This is a genomic window from Catellatospora coxensis, from assembly GCF_016862635.1.
GTDB classification, from domain to species: domain Bacteria; phylum Actinomycetota; class Actinomycetes; order Mycobacteriales; family Micromonosporaceae; genus Catellatospora; species Catellatospora coxensis.
Genome location: NZ_BONI01000034.1, coordinates 49,489 through 69,065 on the forward strand (window position 1 = coordinate 49,489; position 19,577 = coordinate 69,065).

Consider the following 19,577-nt stretch of genomic DNA (forward strand, 5'->3'; position numbering starts at 1 on the left):
GACTCGCGTCAGGCATGATCGACTCGTGGACACCTACCTGGAGACCGAGCGCCTGGCCCTGCGCCGTTTCACCGCCGATGACGCTGACCTGCTGATCGAGCTGGACAGCGACCCGGCGGTGATGCGCTACCTGACCGGCGGCAGGCCGACCGCGCCGGAGATCGTCCGCGAGCGCCACATCCCGAACATCCTCGCCGGCTACGAGAAGTGGGGCGGCGACCTGGGGCTGTTCGCCGCGCACGAGAAGGACGGCGGCGCGTTCATCGGCTGGTTCATCCTGCGTCCCAGGGCGGAGGGCCCGCTGGACGAAGTCGAACTCGGCTACCGCCTGCGGCAGGCGGCATGGGGCAACGGTTACGCCACCGAGGGCTCACGGGCCTTGCTGGGCAAGGCGTTCACGGAACTCGGTGTGCGCATGGTCTGGGCTCAGACGATGTCCGTGAACCACGGTTCGCGCAACATCATGGAGAAGCTAGACATGACGCTCGTGGGCACCACCCCCACTCCCGCCGACATGGAGGCGATCGAGGGCTCCGTGCATGGCGGCGTACGGTACGAGATCACCAAGGAGCGATGGACGCGGCAGTAGCCGGCACCGGCGTCGCAGTAGCGGTTCGACCATTGGCCGGCGGCTAGGCCAGTGCGAGCCAGGCGTCGCTCACGCAACCCTCCTCGTACGCCCACCACCCAGCGTCCTGGCCGTCCACCAGGCACCGTTTGATCGCCGCGACATCAGCCGTGGGCGGCACATCGAGCGCCACCATGCCGAACTGTGCGATTCCCTCACCGGTGGCCCCCAGCGTGCTGAAGCGGTCGAGCACGTCGCGCAAAGATCCGGCCGATGGCCCGTCACCGAGCGGGGCGACACGGATGGTGCAGTGGCCGGACCACTGCAACCGCTCGCCCGCCCACCACTGCCCTCGGTGGTCCCGCTCGACCGAGAACAAGTCACCACAGGCGACATTGCGAACGAACCACGGCGTGTTGTCCAGCCGCACGACCTCCGGCGACAACCGAACAGCCCACAGTCCCTCGCTTCCGGCCGGCGGCCAGCCGCTGTCGTCCTGGTCCAGCGCGAACCAGACCTTCACATAGTCGTTCGGGAGGGACTCGGACCGGCGCACGGTTCGTATGCTCGACCGGGCTAGATCATCTGTCAAGCGGCCACCGGACGTGACCGCAACGGCGGCCTGCACGTGCTGCAGCGTGGCGCTACAGTCCCCCGCGTGATCACGTTTCCCGTCGACGACGTCGCGCCCGCCACCGAGCCGCTGCCGACCGAGCCGGTGAGCGGGCTGTTCCCGGACGCGCTCGCCTTCGGTGGCGACCCCTCCCGGCCGATGTTGGCATCTGACGGAGTGCACCCGCTGCTCAGCGCGGTCGCCCACGCGTTCATCGACCACCGGCCGCTGGTGCTGTCCCCCGACGCGGTCTGGTTGACCATCGCCGCAGGTGTCGCCCAGCACCTGCGGCTCCACGCCGACGAGCTGCGCCCGCAGCTGGTCCGCCACGCCGGACGCAAGCTCATGAACGTCGACCACGACGGGCCGATGCCCATCGACGCGCAATCCTGGCAGCAGATCGTGGAGCAGTGGACCAAGCTGCTCGACGGCGAGGTCGCCGACGCCGCGCTGTTCGCGTGCGACTTCTCCACCAGCACCGAGGTCGAGCGCACCGCCGCGCGGGTCGTGCTGCTCGACGCGTACTCCCCGTACTTCGTCTACTGGCTGACCTGCGTCTGCGGCATCCCGTCGATCACGCTGACCGGCACCGTCGAGGACTGGCGGCGCATCCGGGCGCGGGTCGACGTGATCGCCGGGTACGGGCTGGAGAGGTGGTGCCGCTCGCTGCGCCCGATCCTCGACCAGTTCACCCGCGCGGCGGCGGGCGACGTCGACACGGCGTTCTGGCAGGCCGTCTACAACCCGGTCTACGCGTACGGCGGCGACGTCATCACCGGCTGGGTCACGCGCTTCTACCCGTATCTGGCGGGCAACGCGCCGAACCCGATGCTGGACCTGGCGATCGACGAGCCGCGCGGCCGCCCCGGGGACGGTTATGACGGCCCCGGCATCACCAGCCGCACCGTGCCGGCGGCGATGTCGCGCGTGACCGTGCGGGTCAACGACCGGGTCACCGGTGACAACCGGGCGGTCGCCCTGCACGCCGGGCTGGTCGGGGTCGCCCAGGAGGCCGACGGCGCGCTGAGCCCGGTCGCCGGCTGGTGTCTCACCCCCGCGACCATCGAGATCGACGACGTCGTCGACCGCATCGTCCGCGACCACGAGACGACCCCGCCTGCGGAGATCAACCGGGAGGCCACCGACCCGGAGATCCTCGCGCTCTACAGCCGGATCGGCTCCGCGTCGCTGTTCGGCGGCGCGTGGCGGCTGCTCCCGGCGGTGGACACCTGGTGGCGGCTGAACGTGAGCGAGATGGCCTGGGTGGCGGGCGGCGAGGTGTACCTGCTGCGGGTGATCGACCTGGCCGACGGCCGTTGCATCGCCGCGGCGCTGGACCTCGGGCGCAGCGCGGCCGTGGCCTGGGTGTGCTGCCGGGTCACCGCGCCGCCGGACGGCGCGGGCCTGGCGGCCCCGGCCCGTGCCCTGCTCGACGACCCCGCCGACGTCCCGGTGTACGGCACCTCGCTGGCCATCCTGCTGGAGGCCGCGCTGGACAACGGCGGCGACATCTCGCACCTGGAGGTCGGCCGGCTCAGCGACCTGCCGGCGCGGCGAGGCCGCTGAACGGCGCCTCTGTCCTGAAGGGACCCCGAAACGGCGTGCCGGCGCTACAGTGCCGGGGTGTTCACGTTCCCGGTCGATGACGTCACGCCCGCCGCCGAGCCGCTGCCCACCCGGCCGCTCAGGGAGCTGTATCCCGACGCTCTGGCGATCGGCGGCGACCCTGAACTGCAGGTGCTCGTCGACAACAGCGGCAGCGGGAAAACGGTCGAGCTCAACGGCGTGCACCCGTTGCTCGGCGCGATCGGCCGCGCGTTCGTCGATCACCGGCCGCTGGTGCTGTCCCCCGACGCGGTGTGGATCACCATCGCGCAGGGCGTCGCGCAGCACATCCGGCTGAACGCCGAGGAGCTGCGATCCCGGCTGGTCGCCCACTCCGACCGGAAGATTCTCGCGGTGTACGTCGACGGGGCCATGCCCACCGACGCGGAGTCCTGGCGCGACGTCGTCGACCAGCTCGCCAAGCAGCTCGAAGCCGAGGCCAGCGGGACGGACCTGTTCGAGTGCGACTTCTCCACCAGCACCGACGTGGAGCGCATGGTGGGCCGGGTCATCATGCTCGACGCGTACTCGCAGTACTTCGCGTACTGGATGATCTGCATCTGCGGCATCCCGTCGATCACCCTGACCGGCACCGTCGAGGACTGGCGGCGCATCCGCGCCCGGGTCGACGCGGTCGCCGGGTTCGGGCTGGAGAACTGGTGCCGCTCGCTGCGGCCCATTCTCGACCAGTTCGCGCGGGCGGCGAGCGGCGACGTCGACACGGCGTTCTGGCAGCGCATCTACAACCCGGCCGACACCTACGGCGTGGAGGTCGTCACGGGCTGGGCGACGCGCTTCTACCCGTACCTGGACGCCGCCGGCGTGATCGACCGCCCGAACCCGATGCTCGAACTGCCGATCGACGAGCCGCGCGGGCGGCCGGTGGCCGGCGACGACCCGTTTGCGACCTACGACGGGCCGGGCATCGCCAGCAGCGGTGTGCCGGCCACACTCGCCAAAGCGATCATCAATGTCAACGACCGGGCCACCGGCAAGAATCAGGCGATGGCCCTGCATGCGGGGCTCGTGGGCGTCGCCCAGGACGCCGACGGCGCGCTGCGCCCGGTCGCCGGCTGGCATCTCACTCATACGAGCGTCCCGGTCGACGTCGTCATCGACCGCATCGTCCGCGACCACGAGACGACCCCGCCGGTGCCGGTCCGGTTCGAAGAGGCCACCGAGGAGCTGGTCGGGTTGTACAGCCGGGTCGGTTCGGCGTCGCTGTGCGGCGGCGCCCTGCGGCTGCTGCCGCGCAACGAGCATGTGGAGGTGTACGGGCTGATCGGCGGGTACCTGCTCAAGGTCGGTGAGCTGGCCGACGGCCGGAGCCTCGCCGCGGTCGTCTCGGACATGATCATGCACTGGACGGTGTGCCGCATCGAGGCGAACGAGCGGACGGACCCCAGACACCCGGCGCAGGGACGCCTGCTCGACGCGCCCGCCGACGCGCCCGTGTACGGCACCAGCCTGGCGATGCTGCTGGAGGCCGCGATGGACTCCGGTGGCGACATCTCGCACCTGGAAGTCGGCCGGCTCAGCGGATTGATCCGCGCCGACGGTTAACGTGTGAGCCATGGGCTCGGGACACGGCCACGGGCACAGCCACGCGGTCACCGCGACCGGGCGGCACCGCCGGGCGCTCGCCGCCGTGCTGGCCATCTCCCTGGTCATCTTCGTGATCGAGGTCGTCGGCGCGGTGGTCACCGGCAGCCTCGCGCTGCTGGCCGACGCCGGGCACGTGCTGGCCGACGCGGGCGGGGTCGCGCTGGCGCTGGGCGCGGCCGTGCTGGCGGCCCGCCCGCCGACCGAGCGGCGCACCTGGGGCTGGGCCCGCGCGGAGGTGCTCGCGGCGGCCGTCAACGGCCTGGTGCTGGCGGGCATGGGCGTGTACGTGCTCATCGAGGGCGTGCGGCGGCTGTTCGTGCCCGCCGAGGTGCACCCGGGCGGGATGGCGCTGTTCGCGGTGATCGGCCTGGTCGGCAACGCGATCGGCATCGCGATCCTGTACCGGGTCCGCGACGCGAGCCTCAACATGCGCGGCGCGTTCCTGGAGGTCGCCACCGACACCGCGACGTCGGTCGGGGTCCTCGTCGCCGCGGCGGTCATCGCGTGGACCGGATACACCCAGGCCGACGCGATCGTGTCCATCGTGATCGGGCTGGTGATCGTGCCGCGCGCGCTGAAGCTGCTGCGCGCGGCCGCCGACGTGCTGCTGCAGGCCGTGCCGGCGGGCATCGACGTGAACGAGATCCGCGCCCACATCACCGGCCTGGACCACGTCGTGGGCGTGCACGACCTGCACGTCTACACGGTCACCTCGGGCCTGCCGGTGCTGACCGCGCACGTCGTGGTCGAGGCCGGGTGCTTCTCCGACGGCCACGCCCCGCAGCTGCTCGACGCGCTGCAGCTGTGCATCAGCGGGCACTTCGACGTCGTGCACTCCACGTTCCAGCTCGAACCACCCGGCCACGTCGGCCACGAGCACGAGACCCACGCCTGAACCGGCCGTCTCGGGCCGGAGCACGACCGCGTCTGCGCAGGCCGCTGGCATGCGGCCGCGCGCTCAGGACACCCGGACCAGCATCTGATCGACCGGCGCGTAGTCGTCGGTGAGCACCGCGGCGTCGCCGGTGAACGCGGCCAGGTCGGCCCCGCTGAGCACGGCGACCGGCTCCTGCAGCATCGCGAGCCGGCCCGCGAGCGCCTGCGCGGGCAGCGTCCGGGCCGACGCGACGATGACGAAGTTGGCGCCCTCGCGGCCGTCGAGCGCGGCGCGCGGGGCGATGAGGGCCACGTGCGGGAAGACCGCCGCGACCGTGGCGACCTCGGCGCGGATGAAGCGGGTCGGCGGGCCGTCGATGACGTTCTGCGCGTACACCCCGTCCGGGCCGGTCACCCGGCGGACCTGCGCCATCATCTCGCGGGTGGTGAGGTGCCACGGCACCGCGAGGTCGCCGAACGCGTCGCCGACGATCAGGTCGGCGGAGGCGTCGGGCAGGTCGCCGAGCAGCATGCGCGCGTCGCCGACCACGGCCCGCAGGTCGGGTCCGGGGCGCAGGCCGAGGCGCTGCTCGGCCAGGTCGACCAGGCCGCCGTCGATCTCGAAGACGGTGCTGCGGCTGCCGGGCCGGGTCGCGGCCAGGTAGCGGGGCACGGTGAAGCCGCCGCCGCCCAGGTGGACCGCGTCGACCGCCTCCCCGCGGGGCGCGGCCAGGTCGGCGACGACGCCGATCCACTGGGTGTACGCGTACTCCAGGCGTTTCGGGTCGTTGAGGTCCACGTAGGAGTGCTCGGCGGCGTTGAGGTGCAGGACCCGGCCGCCGGGGCGCAGCGGGTCCACGGTGACCTGAGCGCAGTGGTACGCCGTCTCGACGTCGCACGGGTCGGGCGCGAGCACCGACAGTCCGGTGCCGGTGGCCAGCAGCGCCGCCGCGACGACCCGGGCGGGTGTGGCGGACGCCTTGGCGGCACGGTCGCGGCCGCGGTGCAGGTAGGCGCCGAGTGCGAGCGCGGCGAGCGCGAGCAGCGCCGCGGCCCCGATCATGATGGCGCTGGTGGGCAGGGCCGCGACCAGGATGAAGCCGGTGACCAGGGTCGCCGTCACCGCGCCGAGGGTGCCCACACTGGACAGCCTGCCCACCACTCGCCCGGTCTGTTCCAGGTCGCCGAGCTGGAGCTTGACGACCATGGGCGGGACCGCGGACAGCAGCATGATCGGCACGAACACGGTCGCGGCGGTGAGCGCGAGGACCACGCCGACCGAGGTGCCGCGCAGCGCCTCGCCGAGCCAGCGGACGACGGGCAGGGTTCCCGCCACGGCCAGCGCCGACAGGCCGAGCAGCGGGGCCAGCAGGCGGCGCGGGTCGCGGCGGTCGGCGTGCCAGCCGCCCAGCCACGCGCCGTAGGCGATCGCGCCGAGCGAGACGCCGATGACGGCGCTGGTGACCTGCAGGCTGAGCCCGAGGTAGGGCGCGACCAGGCGCAGCGACACCGTCTCCAGCACGAGCACGACGCCGCTGGCGAAGAAGACCAGGACCAAGGCGAGCCGGCCGGGCAGCCGGGCAGGTGTCACATCATCCGTCACCGTCGCGATGTTACGGGCTGCTCGCGGGTGCGCCGGTGAGTCGGCCGCCCCGCGTCGGCAAAGCGGCCCCGGGCGGAGGTCTTGACGTCCACATTGGCCGCGCAGGCGGTATCCTGCCCGGATGCCGGAGGCCCTGACATACAAGATCGCCGATTCTGTGGCGGAGGAGCGGGGCATCCACCGGCTCAACCACCGCACCTTCGCCGGGGAGATCCCCCAGCATGCGGCGAACCCGCAGGGGCTGCTGGTCGACCGTTTCCACGCGGAGAACACCTACGCCGTGTGCCTCGACGGCGACGAGGTGGTCGGCATGGTCTGCGGGCGCACCGCGCGGCCGTTCTCCCTGGACGGCAAGCTCGCCGGGCTGGACGGGCACCTGCCACCCGGGCGCAAGCCGGTGGAGGTGCGGCTGCTGGCCGTCGACCCGCGCTACCGGCGGGGCACAATCCTGCCCCGGCTGCTCGCCATGATCGCCGAGCATTTCGCCGCCCGCGGCTGCGACCTGGCGGTGCTGTCGGGCACCACCCGGGCGCTGGAGATGTACCGGCGCATGGGCTGCGTCCCGTTCGGCCCGCTCACCGGCGAACCGGGCGCCCAGTTCCAGCCGATGTACCTGACCATCGAGGACGGCCGCCGCCAATCCTGGACCGGGTTGTCCGGTGCCGCCGGGCAGGCGGAGAACCTGCTGCCCGGCCCGGTGTCGGTCGCGCCCGAGGTCGCCGCCGCGTTCGCCCGGCCGCCCGCCTACCACCGCTCACCCGAGCACCAGGCGGTCGTGGACGCGCTGCACCGCCGCCTGGCGGAGTTCGTGCACGCCCGCCACGCGCAGCTGCTGCTCGGCTCGGGCACCGTCGCCAACGACGCCGTCGCCGCCCAGCTGCGGCTGCTCGACCGGCCCGGGGTCGTGCTGGCGTACGGCGAGTTCGGCGAGCGGCTGGCCGACCACGCCGCCCGGGCCGGCCTCGACCACGAGGTGCTCGCCGGGCCGTGGGGCGCGCCGCTGGACTGGCCCGCGATCGAGCGCGCCGTCTCCGCGCTGCCCGCGGGCGGCTGGCTGTGGACGGTGCACTGCGAGACCTCGACCGGGCAGCTGCTCGACCTGGCCCGGCTGACCGGGCTGTGCGCGGCCGCCGGGGTGCGGCTGTGCGTGGACGCGATCAGCTCCGTCGGCACGGTCCCGGTGGACCTGTCGGGGGCGTACCTGGCCACCGGCGCCAGCGGCAAGGCGCTCGGCGGATACCCCGGGCTGTCGATGGTGTTCCTGCGGGAGCTGCCCCGGCCGTCGCCCGGGTCGATCCCCCGTTACCTCGACCTGGGCTGCTACGCCGAGGCGGGCGGGATCGCGTACACCCAGTCCTCGAACCTGGTCGCCGCGCTGGACACGGCGATGACGGTCACCGACTGGCCCGACCGGTACGCGCGCCTGGCCCGCGCCGCGGCGTGGCTCGACGCGCGGCTGCGCCGCCTCGGGCTGGCCGTCGTCGCCGCCCGCGAGGAGGCCGCCCCGGGCGTCGTCACGATCGCTCTGCCCGGCTCGCTGCCGGCCGCCGAGGTCGGCGTGCGGCTGGAGCGGGCGGGATACCTGCTCGCCTACCAGAGCGGCTACCTGCGCGAACGCAACTGGCTGCAGATCAGCCTGATGGGCCGCTGGACCTGGCCCGCCCTGCGCGGACTGGTGGCAGCGCTGGCCGGCGCGACCGGCCGGACCTTCTGACCGTCGACGCGGGGCGATCAGGGTTGTTGCTACGATCCGGGCCGGTCATGTCGCCGGACGGAGGCCTTCGCTGATGGGTGTCGGCCCGATCCACGTTCCGGTGGGAGCTGAGGCGCATCGGTGGCTGCAATGCGTCGGCGAGGCGGACTACGACGCGTTGAAGTCGGCCGACCTGCAGTCGCGGGTGTCTTCGTCGTGGCGGCTGCGAGTGCGGCTGATCGCGGAGAACGAGCGTGGCGCTCCGCTGCGCGATTCGGGCCTGCTGTGGCTGTCGTCGCACGTCCTGACGATGACCGCCGAGGTGCGGGACGCGGTACTGCCCGTGCTGGCGGGCCAGGGCGTGTTCGCCCCGCTCCGGTCCGACGACGGGGACTTCTGGATGTTCGTGCCGGACCTCTGCGACGCGCTGAACGAGGCACGTTCCTGCGTCACGCGGTTCTCCAGCGGGCGGGTGATGTACGTCCGCAGGTATGACTTCCACCCGGACCGGCTCGTGAACCGGGCGGCGTTCCGCATCCCGCAGGAGCGTTACCTGTTCTGCGATCAGCGCGTCGTCGACGCGTTGAGCGGTGAGAGCGGGGTCGGATTCCGGCAGGTCTGGCCGGCTCCCTGACGCACCGGGTGGCGCGACCGCAGCAGCGTGCTCGCCTCCCTCGGAAGCTGCGCCGCGGGGCCAGGCTCGCGAAGCAGCGCGGCCATCGCCCGCCGCCTATGCCGAGAAGTCGGGCACACCCGGGAACCGGACGCCACCGAGCGCCGACCAACGCTGACCGAGCCGCGCCACCGGCCACGCTCGGCGACGGTGCGGTGATGGGGAGGATTGTGGACATCTCGGTGAAAGCGCGGCTGACGCGCCGGCTGCTCGCGGTGATCGTCGGGCTGGCGGCGGCGCTGCTGCCCGCCGGTGCGGCCTCGGCACACGAGGTCGGCGGGGTCGGCGCGACCAACTTCGCCACCACGCTGTCCGCGCTGTCACCCGCCGTGCCCGGGGTCAGCCTGGCCGTGGTCGAGAACGGCTCCCGCCTCGAACTGCGCAACAGCACCGGCCGCGAGGTCGTCGTACGCGGCTACAGCGACGAGCCGTACGCCCGGATCGGCCCCGACGGCGTCTGGCTCAACGACGGCTCCCCCGCCACCTACCTCAACGCCGACCGGTTCGCGAGCACGACCGTGCCCGCCGACGCCGACCCGGCCGCCCCGCCGCGCTGGCGCAAGATCTCCGACGAGACCGTGCACCGCTGGCACGACCACCGCATCCACTGGATGCTCACCACCCTGCCCACCGCCGTCGCCGCCGCGCCGACCGCGGCACACCGGATCTCCGACTGGCACGTCGACCTCGACCACGACGGCACGGTCCTGTCCGCGACCGGCTCCCTCGACTGGGTCCCCGGCCCCTCCCCCACCCCCTGGTACCTGCTCACCGCGGTGTCGGCGCTGGTGGTCGTCGGCGCGGTGTACACCCGCCGGGCGCACGCGCTGGTCGCGGCCGCGCTCGGCGCGCTGATCGCCACGGACGTGCTGCACGCCGCGGGCATCGCGCTGGTCACCACGGGCAACGTGCCCGAACGGCTCAGCGCGTTCCTCGGCGACGGCCTGACCGGCCTGCTCATCTGGCCGTTCGGCCTGGTCGCGGCCGTACTGATCGCCCGGAAGGCGACGTTCCTCGGGTTCGTCGCGATGGGCGTCGGCGGGCTGCTGTCGTCGATGATGGCGCTCGACGACGCGCCGGTGTGGTGGCGCTCGTCGGCCCCGTCAGCGCTGCCGGCCGACCTGAACCGTGCGGGTGTCGCCCTGGTCGTCGGCCTGGGCGCGGGCCTGCTCGTGGCAGGCCCACTGCTGTGGCGGCGGTTCAAGCCCGCACCGCACCGCACCGCTTCCACCGTGGCATCGACCGACGCACCGCCGGTTTCCCCGCCTACCGAACCGGTTGAAGGTGTCGAGGCCGACCACGCCACGGAGTCCGTCGCATCGGCCGAGCCCGAAGGCAGGGCAGGTCACCACGAGGCAGCCCCGGTGGTGCTCGGAGCCCGCGCCGCTCGGGCCGCGGCCGCCGCCGCGCCCGGTGACGCCCCTGCGCGCGGTGACGCCACCGAGACCGGGCAGGCCGAGGCCGCCACCGTGGGCCGACGCGGTTTCGCGGGCACGCTGGCCGCGGGCGGCGTCGGCGCGATCCTCGGCGCGGCCGGCGGCATCGTGGCGGGCGCGCCGGGCGAACCTGCCGCGCCGCAGGCCGGGCCCCCGGCCGAGCCGCTGTCCGGCGTGGGGACGACCCGGATCGCGTTCCACGGCGAGCGCCAGGCGGGCATCACCACCCCGGCCCGCCCGCAGGCCCGGTTGCGGATCGTCGCGTTCGACCTGGCCGACGGCGTCGACCGGGCCGGGCTGCAGGGCCTGCTGCGGCGCTGGACCCAGGCCGCCGCGCAGCTGAGCCAGGGCCTGCCGCTGGGTGACAGTGGCGACGACATCGTGACCGGCGCCGGCCCGTCGTCGCTGACCGTCACGGTCGGGTTCGGGCCGAGCCTGTTCGGCAAGGCGGCCCTGCCTGCTGCCGCGCGGCCCGCGGAGCTCACGCCGCTGCCCGCGTTCCCCGGCGAGCAGCTGGACGCCGCGCACAGCGACGGCGACCTGTGTCTGCTGGTACACGCCGACGACGCGCTCGTGGCGTTCCGCGCCGCCCGTGCGCTGACCCGCCTGGCCGCCCCGCAAGCCCGGGTCCGCTGGCAGCTGGACGGGTTCAACAACAGCCCGGGCGTCACCCCGACGGCCGCGACCGGCCGCAACCTGATGGGCCAGCTCGACGGCACCAACAACCCGCAGCCCACCGACGAGGACTTCGCCGCGAAGGTGTACGTCACCGACCCGGCCGCACCCGGCTGGCTGCGCGGCGGCTCGGTGCTGGTGGTGCGGCGGATCCGGATGCTGCTCGACGACTGGGACGCCCAGCCTCGCGAGGCGCAGGAGCGGGTCATCGGCCGGCGCAAGGACACCGGCGCGCCGCTGAGCGGCGGTGTGGAGCGCACCCCGGCCAACTTCGGCACGACCACCGCCGACGGGGCGCTGGCGATCCCCGCCGACGCGCACATCCGCCTGGCCACGCCCGCGTTCAACAACGGAGCGGCGATGCTGCGGCGCGGCTACTCGTACAGCGACGGCGACGCGGCAGGGCTGATCTTCCTGGCCTGGCAGGCCGACCCGCGGCGCGGTTTCGTCCCGGTGCAGCAGCGCCTGGCCGGCACCGACGCTCTCAACCGCTTCATCAGGCACGAGACCAGTGCCCTGTTCGCGATGCCGCACGGCGTCGCCCCCGGCGGCCACCTCGGCCAGGACCTTTTCGGAGATGATCCGGCATGACCCGTCCCCTCCCGACCGCGCGGCCCCGCCCCGCGAGGCGCGCACCCTCCCGCCTGCTGGCGGTGACCGGCACGGTCGCCGTGACGTTCGCCGTGTCGGGGTGTGCGCTGTGGGGCCTGGAAGGCGGACCTGATGCCGAGGGCGCGGCCACGCCGCCCGCCGCGGCCACCGCCGCACCCGCGGTGGCCGCGACCGAGGGGCCTGACGGCGTGCAGCGCATCGAGATCACCGTGGACGACGAGCTGCGGCTCACCCCGCAGGTGGTTTCGGCGCGGCCGGGCCGGATCGAGCTGACGTTCCGCAACGTCGGCCTGACCCCGCACGACATCGCGCTGCGCATCCCCGCCGCCACGGCCACCGGCAACATCAACGGCTCCGCCACCGACACCGTCACCGTCGACATCACCCAGCCCGGCACCTACCCCATGCCCTGCCTGTACCACGGCACCTCCGGCATGCGCGGCACCCTCCAGATCCGCTAGCGCGACGATCTTGCGCGAGTGCACCCCATGACACATCCCTATCGGGCAGCGGCAGGGCGGCCACTCGCGCAAGGTCGTCTTGGTGCGACGCGATGTTGAGCAGGTGAGGTCGTCGCGCCGAGGATGAGGCCGCCCGCGACGACGAGCACGCCCAGGACCTGGGTGACGTCGGGAAGTGCCTGGTCCTGCAGGGAGGCGGCGAGCAGGGTGGCTGCGGGCACGACGCCGGTGAACATGCCCGCGCGTTCGACGCCGAGTCTGCGCAGGCCGGTGAACCAGGCCAGGAACGCGACGACGGTCATCATCACGGCCAGGTAGAGCAGGGTGAGCGTCTCGGTCGAGGTCGGCGGGCGCAGCCGGCCCGCCTCGCCGAGGACCAGGGCCGCCACCGCCAGCATCGGCACGGCCAGGGCGCAGCTCCACGCCGACACCCGCACCGCGCCGAGCCGGGGCAGGACGACGGCGGCGAGCAGCGAGAACAGGACCTCGCAGACGAGGGTGCCCAGGGCCGCGAGCGTGCCGGCGGTGTCGGCCGCGCCGGTGCCGTGGACCAGCGCGGTGCCGGCGACGACAAACAGCGCGGCGACGACGAGGCGGGTGGCGGGGCGTTCGCGGCGCAGCAGCGGGCCGGTGAGGGCGAGGCCGAGCGGCGCTGCCCCGACGACGGTGCCGACGACGGCCGCGTCGGCGTGTTCGAGCGCGATGAGCAACAGCGTGTTGAACAGCGCGAGGCCGAACAGGGCGACCCCGGCCAGCACCAGCAGGTCGCGGCGGCCGGGCCGGACGGGCACGCCGCGCAGGCGCGGGGACAGCCGCAGCAGTGCGGCCAGCAGGGCGGCGGCCAGCGCGTACCGCATGGTCTGGCCGGTGAGCATCGGGTAGCCGAGCAGGAGGCGGCTGAGGCTGAACGAGCCGCCAAGGATGATCATGCCGAAGGTGCACAGGGCCGCTCCGGTGAGACTGTCACGGTTCACGCACCTGACGTTATGGTTCCATTGGTATGCCCGACAGAGCCACTTGCGGCACCGGATCGAGGACCAATTGGCGGTACGCGAAGCGCTGGTCGACCTGGACCGGACCCGCCCCGGTGTCGGCGACCGGCTGACCGGGGCGCTGCGCGAGGCCATCGCCGGACGGCGCATCCCGCCGGGCACCCGGCTGCCCTCCAGCCGTGACCTAGCCGTCGACCTCGGCGTGTCCCGGGGGCTGGTGGTGAGCGCGTACGAGCAGCTGGTCGCCGAAGGGCGGCTGACGAGCCGCCGCGGCTCCGGCACCGTCGTCGCGGCATCCGCCGAGGTCGCCGCGCCCGGGCACACCCCGCCCGCGCCCACCGCGGCCGGGGTCGCGCCGCTGCGGCCGGGGGTGCCGGACCTGGGCATGTTCCCGCGGGCCGCGTGGCGGCGGGCGTACGAGCGGGCGCTGTCCACGGCCCTGGACAGCGACCTGGACTACACCGACCCGGCCGGTGTGCCGCGGCTGCGCGCGGAACTGGCGGGCTATCTCGGCCGGGTCCGCGCCGCCCGGGTGGACCCGGCCGCGATCGTGGTCACCACCGGCGCCGCCCAGGCGCTGAGCCTGCTCGGCCGGGTGCTGGCGGCGCGCGGCATGCACGAGGTCGGGGTCGAGGATCCGGGCAGCTCGGGTATCCGCGACCACCTGCTCGCGCACGGGCTGCGCCTGCGGCCGGTGCCCGTGGACGAGCGCGGGCTGGTGACGTCCGCGCTGGGAGAGGTGCGGGCGGTGTTCGTGACGCCCGCGCACCAGTTCCCGGTCGGCGTGGTGCTGGCTCCGGACCGCCGGGCCGAGCTGATCGCCTGGGCGCGGCGTACCGGCGGCCTGGTCATCGAGGACGACTACGACGCCGAGTTCCGCTACGACCGCGAACCGGTCGGCTGCCTGCAGGGGCTCGCCCCGGACGTGGTGGCGCTGGTCGGCTCGGCCAGCAAGGCGCTCGCGCCGGGCCTGCGGCGTGGCTGGCTCGCGCCGCCGCCGGGCTGGCTGGCCGCGGTGCGCCAGGCCAAGTGCGACGCCGACATGGGCGGCTCGGCCCTGGAGCAGCTCGCCTTCGCGGAACTGCTCGCGAGCGGCGGCTACGACCGGCATCTGCGCCGGGCCCGCCGCGCCCAGCGAACCCGCCGCGACGCGCTGGTCGGGGCACTGCGCCGGCGCCTGCCGCAGGTCCGTGTGTCGGGCATCGCGGCCGGCCTGCACCTGGTGGTCGAGCTGCCCGCCGGGGTCGACGACCGCGCCCTGGCCGTCCGGGCGCGCGAGGCCGGGCTGGGCCCGCTGGCCCTGTCCGACCTGCGCCTGGGCGCCTCCGGCCCGCCCGGCCTGGTGCTCGGGTATGCCGCGCAGTCCCCCGACGAGCTGGCGGCCGCGGTGGCGACACTGGCCGGGCTGCTGTAACGACCCCGGGCACGCGGGCACATAACACATCGGCGTCCATGATCAGCCGGTGGTCCGTGATCGTCTCACCGGGCGGCGGTGGCAATCTGATCACGTGTCACGCCCGTCCGACCCTGCCGAGCACTGGCAGTCCGTCTACCACCGCACCGCCCCGCACCAGGTCAGCTGGTATCAGGCCGAGCCCGCGATGTCGCTGCGGCTCGTCGAGTCAGCCGGCCCCGGCCGCTCCGTCATCGACGTCGGAGCCGGCGCCTCCACCCTCGTCGACGCGCTGCTCGAACGCGGCTACACCGACGTGACCGTGCTGGACGTCGCCCCGTCCGCGCTCGAGGCCGCCCGACAGCGGGTCGGCGCACGCGCCGGCGCCGCCCACTGGATGAACCGCGACCTGCTCACCTGGGCGCCGCTGCGACACTACGACGTGTGGCACGACCGCGCGGTGTTCCACTTCCTCACCGACCCGGCCGACCGCGACCGCTACCGCCGGGTGGTCGACGCCGCCGTCGCGCCCGGCGGCCAGCTCGTCATCGGCGTGTTCTCCGAGGCCGGCCCGGAGACCTGCTCCGGCCTGCCGGTCGCGCGTTTCAACCAGGACAGCCTGGCCGTGCAGTTCCCCGGTTTCCAGGTGGCACAGGTCGAGCGCGAGCACCACTACACCCCGGGTGGCGAGCTGCAGCCGTTCCTGTGGCTGCGGATGGTCCGTACGCCCGGCACCGGCCCGTCGGAGTGGCGGCCCGAGCCCGCGCCACGGCCCGGACGCCTGTACTGACATCGCGTGATCCGCGGGGCGCGCCCGCCCCGCGGATCACCGGCGTCCTGCCCGGTCCCGGCCCATGGACCGTCGTACTTGGAGGGTGCGAGCTAGGCTCGCCGCCATGTCTGAGCTACGCCACGCCATAGCCGTCGTCGCCCTGCTCGCCGCCACCGTGGCCGGCTGCGACGCGGACCCGCCGAGTCCGGCCGAGCCGAGCGTCTCGGCTGCGGCGTCTCCCGAGCCCGTGGAGACGCCCGCCCCCGGCGATCACCGCCTGACCATCCCCTGGAACGGCAACACCCGCTCGTTCGTGGTGCACGCCCCGCCGTCGTACGACGGGACCAAGCCGCTGCCGCTGGTCGTCGTCATGCACTACTTCCCGGGCGACGCCGACGGCATCGCCGCCACCAGCGGGATGAGCGCCAAGGCCGACCGCGAGGGCTTCCTGGTGCTGTATCCCGAGGGCTTCTCCGGCGGCATGAACGCCCTGTCGTGCTGCGGCTCGGAGGACGACGTCGGCCTGATCAAGAACCTCGTCGCCCGGATGGTCGAGCGCTGGCACGTCGACGCCAAGGCGATCTACGCCACCGGCATCTCCAACGGCGGCGACATGGCCTACCGGCTCGCCGTCGAGATGCCCGGGGTCTTCGCCGCGATCGCCCCGGTCAGCGGCGGGTTCAGCGGCGGCAGGGCCACCCAGGCCGACTTCCGCCCCACCCAGCCGGTATCGGTGATCACCTTCGTCGGCGGCCTGGACCGCCACGCCGGGGCCTTCGAGTCCGGGCTGACGGCCTGGCAGGAGCGCCTGTCCTGCAAGGCGGCCCCGGCCGGCGGCCCGAAGCTGCCCAAGGGCGGCACCCGCAGCTCGGCGACCTGCGGCGACGGCAGCGAGCTGGTGATCTACCGGCTGCCGCAGATGGGCCACAGCTGGCCGGGAGCGCAGCGGGGCTCGCTGGCCGACCCGGACGCCGGGGTGAACGCCACCGACCTGATGTGGGAGTTCTTCCGCGCCCACCGGCGCTGAACCCGGGGCCCGGTCCCGACAGGGCCGGGCCGCTTCCGTGCACAGCAGCACCAGCCGTATCAGCAGTCCCGGCGCGCGAGCGGGCGTAGTAGCGTAATTCTGGAGAAATCGACATATCGGCAGTCCGGGAGGTGCGGTGGACGTCTCCGGTGAGCAGGAACCCGGCAGGCGCTGGATGGGGGTCGGGCGCAGTCGCGCGACCGACTCCGGATCCGCGGCGATCGAGGCCGCACGCGGCGCGATGACCGGGCCCGAGCCCAAACTCCTGATCGTCTTCGCGGCGATCACCCATGACCCGCAGGCCGTGCTCGCGGGCGTGGCCGAGGCGGCGCCGGACGTGCCCGTGGTCGGCTGCACCACCCACGGCGAGATCGGGCCCGGCGGACCGGCCGACGGCACCATCACCGTGGCCGCCATCGGCGGGGCGGGCTTCCAGATCCGGACCCACGTGGCCACCGGCGTCACCGGGCGGCAGGGCGACGCCGGGTTCGAGGTCGCCGGCTGCGTCAGCGGCGTGAACCTGCCGCACAAGGTGCTGATGCTGCTCACCGACGGCCTGGTACGCGACCAGGAGAGCATCGTGCGCGGCTGCTACCGGGCGCTGGGCGCGGGCGTGCCGCTGTTCGGCGGCGCGGCGGCCGACGGCTGGCGGATGAGCGGCGCCTACCTGTTCAAGGACGGCCGGGTGCTGACCGACGCGGTGATCGGCGTCGCCATCGCCTCCGAGGCGCCGCTGGCGGTGGCGGTCAAGCACGGCTGGCGCACCGTCGGCCAGCCGATGATCGTCACCCGCAGCGTCGACGGCCGCGTCTACACCCTCGACGACCGGCCCGCGCTCGACGTCTACCTGGAACGGCTCGACGCGCCGCCGGAGGCGTACACCGACCCGGCCGCGTTCACCGAGTTCGCGCTGCCCAGGCCGCTGGGTGTGCAGCGGCGCAGCGGCGTCGAGGCCCGCAACCTGTCCACCGAGGTGGACCTGGTCGGCCGGTCGATCGGCGGCGGCGGCGCGATCGACCCAGGCGGCCTGACCTGGGTGATGACCGGTGACGAGCAGTCCATCCTGGAGGCCACCGACGACGCCTGCCGCGAGGCGCTCGCACGGCTGGAGGGCCACCCGGCGCTGGGCATGCTCACCTTCAGTTGCGCCGCGATCCGCGCGGTGATCGGCGACGACGGCATCCAGCGCGAGGGCGCGCGCCTGGACCGCTGGGCCGGGCCGCTGCCGTACGCCGGCTTCTACACCTACGGCGAGATCGCCCGAAACCACGGCATCGACGGATTCCACAACCAGACCCTCGCCGTGCTGGCGTTGAGCTGACATGCCGGGTTCGGCCGAGGCGCTGCACATCCAGCAGCTCGTCGAGCTGATGGCTGTGGTCTCGTCGTCGACCGACGAGGCCTCAGCCGTGCAGAACGCCGTCGAGCGCTCCGCGCAGGCGCTGGAGGCCGAGGTCGCGGCGGTGGTGTTCGAGGGCAAGGTGGCCGCCTCGATCGGGTTCCCGCTCGGGGCGGCGCCCAACGACGACATCGTCGCGGTGAGCCTGCACGAACAGGACTGGCTGGAGGTGCCCGGCGTCGGGCGCTGCTCGGTGGCCGCCGCGGCGTGGGAGGGCAGCAACCCCGGCCACCTCGTGCTGGCCCGGTGGGACGAGCCGTTCGCGATCGAGGAGCAGAACCTGATCCGCGGCATGGCCCGGCTGCTGGAACTGACCCTGACGATGCTGCGCACACTGGCCGCCGAGCAGTCCATCCGGGAGTCCCTGCAGGAGCGCCAGCGGCTGCTGGAGCACCTGTTCACCATCCAGCGGGCCATCTCCCGCCGCGAGGACCTGCAGCAGATCCTCGACACCATCACCCTGGCCGCGCGCGACCTGCTCGGCGACGAGATCAGCCTGCTGTGGCTGCGCGACGAGGACGACACCGGCCGGGCCCGGCTCGCCTCGGCCGCCGACGCCACCGGCATCCTTCCCGGCAGCGCCCTCACCACGGAGCTGACCGACGCCGCGACCGCCGATCAGGCGATCACCGCCGGCGACGTGGTGGTGCGTCAAGGCGGCATCGCTGCGACCGAGGTGGTCAGCCGGTTCGGCAGCGGCCCGGTGTGCGCCTCGATGGGCGCGCCCGTGTTCGACAGCGGCGTGATCACCGGCGCGCTCGTCGTGGCGTCCTGCGACGAAGGCAAGGTGTACGGGCCGTCGGACGTGCAGACGCTGCGCGCCTTCGCGGAGAACGTCAGCCTCGCCCTCACCGACGCCAACACCGTCGTACGGATGCAGCAGGCCCACCACGACGCGCTGACCGGGCTCGCCAGCCGCCGGCTGTTCATGGAGCAGCTGACCCAGCGGCTGGCGATGGCCGACGCCGAGCACACCACCGTCGCGGTGCTGTTCCTCGACCTCGACCGCTTCAAGGACATCAACGACACCCTCGGCCACGCCGCCGGCGACCAGCTGCTGACGGTCACCGCCGACCGGATCGCCGCCCAGCTGCGCGCCGGCGACCTGGCCTCGCGCTTCGGCGGCGACGAGTTCGCCGTGATGCTGCACCGGGTGGACGGGCCGCGCGACGCCTCCGCCGTCGCCGCCCGCATCGCCACCGCGCTGGGCAAACCGATGCACGTCGCACATCAGCGGCTGCGGGTCGGGGCGAGCATCGGCATCGCGCTGAGCACCCCCGGCGGCCGCACCGACCCCGTCGAGCTGGTCGGCCACGCGGACCTCGCGATGTACCAGGCCAAACGCACCGACGCGGGCGGTTACTCCCTGTACGACGCCGCTACGGCGGCGCGCCAGGACACCCGCCCGGGAGCTGTACGGGCCTGAGCCGCCGGCCACGCTCCTCTCCGCACGCGAACCGTCACCGCGCCTGGCCGGATGTGTTCAAAGGCTGTCGGGCTTCCGGCGACCATGACGCCACCGTGATACCCGTCCCGATGATGGGAGACGGCCGTCCGCAGTGGACCGCCACGAG

At 73.7% G+C, this 19,577-nt stretch carries 16 protein-coding genes; 13 read left to right on the top strand and 3 right to left on the bottom strand.

Annotated features, from left to right (window positions below; all coding sequences use genetic code 11):
* The first annotated feature begins 25 nt into the window (after window positions 1–25).
* Window positions 26–589, top strand: a complete 564-nt coding sequence (locus Cco03nite_RS20560) for a GNAT family N-acetyltransferase (protein ID WP_203693776.1) — start codon at window positions 26–28, stop codon at window positions 587–589.
* Window positions 590–632: 43 nt separating this feature from the next.
* Here Cco03nite_RS20560 and Cco03nite_RS20565 read toward each other — a convergent pair whose 3' ends face one another.
* On the bottom strand, window positions 633–1,124 hold the full coding sequence (locus Cco03nite_RS20565; RefSeq protein ID WP_203693777.1) for a DUF4265 domain-containing protein: 492 nt from the start codon (window positions 1,122–1,124) through the stop codon (window positions 633–635).
* A 102-nt stretch (window positions 1,125–1,226) separates the two neighbouring features.
* Here Cco03nite_RS20565 and Cco03nite_RS20570 point away from each other — a divergent pair, with 102 nt between their 5' ends.
* The 3 genes from Cco03nite_RS20570 to Cco03nite_RS20580 are packed head-to-tail and all read left to right on the top strand — an operon-like array spanning window position 1,227 to window position 5,286.
* Window positions 1,227–2,747 (top strand): DUF4419 domain-containing protein, encoded by a 1,521-nt coding sequence (locus Cco03nite_RS20570; protein ID WP_203693778.1) that lies wholly within the window; start codon window positions 1,227–1,229, stop codon window positions 2,745–2,747.
* A gap of 57 nt (window positions 2,748–2,804) precedes the next feature.
* Entirely contained in the window at window positions 2,805–4,349 is a 1,545-nt protein-coding gene (locus Cco03nite_RS20575; protein ID WP_203693779.1) for a DUF4419 domain-containing protein, read from the top strand.
* A 10-nt stretch (window positions 4,350–4,359) separates the two neighbouring features.
* The gene (locus Cco03nite_RS20580) at window positions 4,360–5,286 is read left to right on the top strand and encodes a cation diffusion facilitator family transporter (protein ID WP_203693780.1); all 927 of its coding nucleotides are present in this window, start codon (window positions 4,360–4,362) and stop codon (window positions 5,284–5,286) included.
* Between the two features lie 63 nt (window positions 5,287–5,349).
* On the opposite strand, the gene Cco03nite_RS20585 is transcribed toward Cco03nite_RS20580, so the two are convergent.
* Window positions 5,350–6,870, bottom strand: coding sequence for a fused MFS/spermidine synthase (locus Cco03nite_RS20585; protein ID WP_239167514.1), 1,521 nt, complete (start codon window positions 6,868–6,870; stop codon window positions 5,350–5,352).
* 121 nt (window positions 6,871–6,991) lie between these two features.
* Between Cco03nite_RS20585 and Cco03nite_RS20590 the strand changes: the two genes are divergently transcribed.
* The 4 genes from Cco03nite_RS20590 (at window position 6,992) to Cco03nite_RS20605 (ending at window position 12,420) form a co-directional block, all read left to right on the top strand.
* Window positions 6,992–8,584: a GNAT family N-acetyltransferase gene (locus Cco03nite_RS20590; protein ID WP_203693782.1), complete on the top strand. Its 1,593-nt coding sequence runs from the start codon at window positions 6,992–6,994 to the stop codon at window positions 8,582–8,584.
* A 100-nt stretch (window positions 8,585–8,684) separates the two neighbouring features.
* Entirely contained in the window at window positions 8,685–9,197 is a 513-nt protein-coding gene (locus tag Cco03nite_RS20595; RefSeq protein WP_203693783.1) for a hypothetical protein, read from the top strand.
* A gap of 197 nt (window positions 9,198–9,394) precedes the next feature.
* On the top strand, window positions 9,395–11,938 hold the full coding sequence (locus Cco03nite_RS20600; protein ID WP_203693784.1) for a Dyp-type peroxidase: 2,544 nt from the start codon (window positions 9,395–9,397) through the stop codon (window positions 11,936–11,938).
* Window positions 11,935–12,420: a cupredoxin domain-containing protein gene (locus Cco03nite_RS20605; RefSeq protein ID WP_203693785.1), complete on the top strand. Its 486-nt coding sequence runs from the start codon at window positions 11,935–11,937 to the stop codon at window positions 12,418–12,420. The genes Cco03nite_RS20600 and Cco03nite_RS20605 overlap by 4 nt, the downstream gene beginning before the upstream one ends.
* A gap of 38 nt (window positions 12,421–12,458) precedes the next feature.
* Here Cco03nite_RS20605 and Cco03nite_RS20610 read toward each other — a convergent pair whose 3' ends face one another.
* On the bottom strand, window positions 12,459–13,394 hold the full coding sequence (locus Cco03nite_RS20610; protein ID WP_203693786.1) for a DMT family transporter: 936 nt from the start codon (window positions 13,392–13,394) through the stop codon (window positions 12,459–12,461).
* A 67-nt stretch (window positions 13,395–13,461) separates the two neighbouring features.
* On the opposite strand from Cco03nite_RS20610, the gene pdxR reads away from it, so the two are divergent.
* From pdxR to Cco03nite_RS20635, 5 genes are all read left to right on the top strand, one after another.
* A complete protein-coding gene (pdxR, locus tag Cco03nite_RS20615) occupies window positions 13,462–14,826 on the top strand; it encodes a MocR-like pyridoxine biosynthesis transcription factor PdxR (protein WP_239167515.1) in 1,365 nt (454 codons plus the stop codon).
* Window positions 14,827–14,920: 94 nt separating this feature from the next.
* Window positions 14,921–15,595: a class I SAM-dependent methyltransferase gene (locus Cco03nite_RS20620; RefSeq protein ID WP_203693788.1), complete on the top strand. Its 675-nt coding sequence runs from the start codon at window positions 14,921–14,923 to the stop codon at window positions 15,593–15,595.
* A gap of 106 nt (window positions 15,596–15,701) precedes the next feature.
* The gene (locus Cco03nite_RS20625; protein WP_203693789.1) at window positions 15,702–16,604 is read left to right on the top strand and encodes an extracellular catalytic domain type 1 short-chain-length polyhydroxyalkanoate depolymerase; all 903 of its coding nucleotides are present in this window, start codon (window positions 15,702–15,704) and stop codon (window positions 16,602–16,604) included.
* A 136-nt stretch (window positions 16,605–16,740) separates the two neighbouring features.
* Window positions 16,741–17,925 (top strand): FIST signal transduction protein, encoded by a 1,185-nt coding sequence (locus tag Cco03nite_RS20630; protein WP_203693790.1) that lies wholly within the window; start codon window positions 16,741–16,743, stop codon window positions 17,923–17,925.
* A 1-nt stretch (window position 17,926) separates the two neighbouring features.
* Window positions 17,927–19,429 (top strand): sensor domain-containing diguanylate cyclase, encoded by a 1,503-nt coding sequence (locus Cco03nite_RS20635; protein WP_203693791.1) that lies wholly within the window; start codon window positions 17,927–17,929, stop codon window positions 19,427–19,429.
* Window positions 19,430–19,577 lie beyond the last annotated feature (148 nt).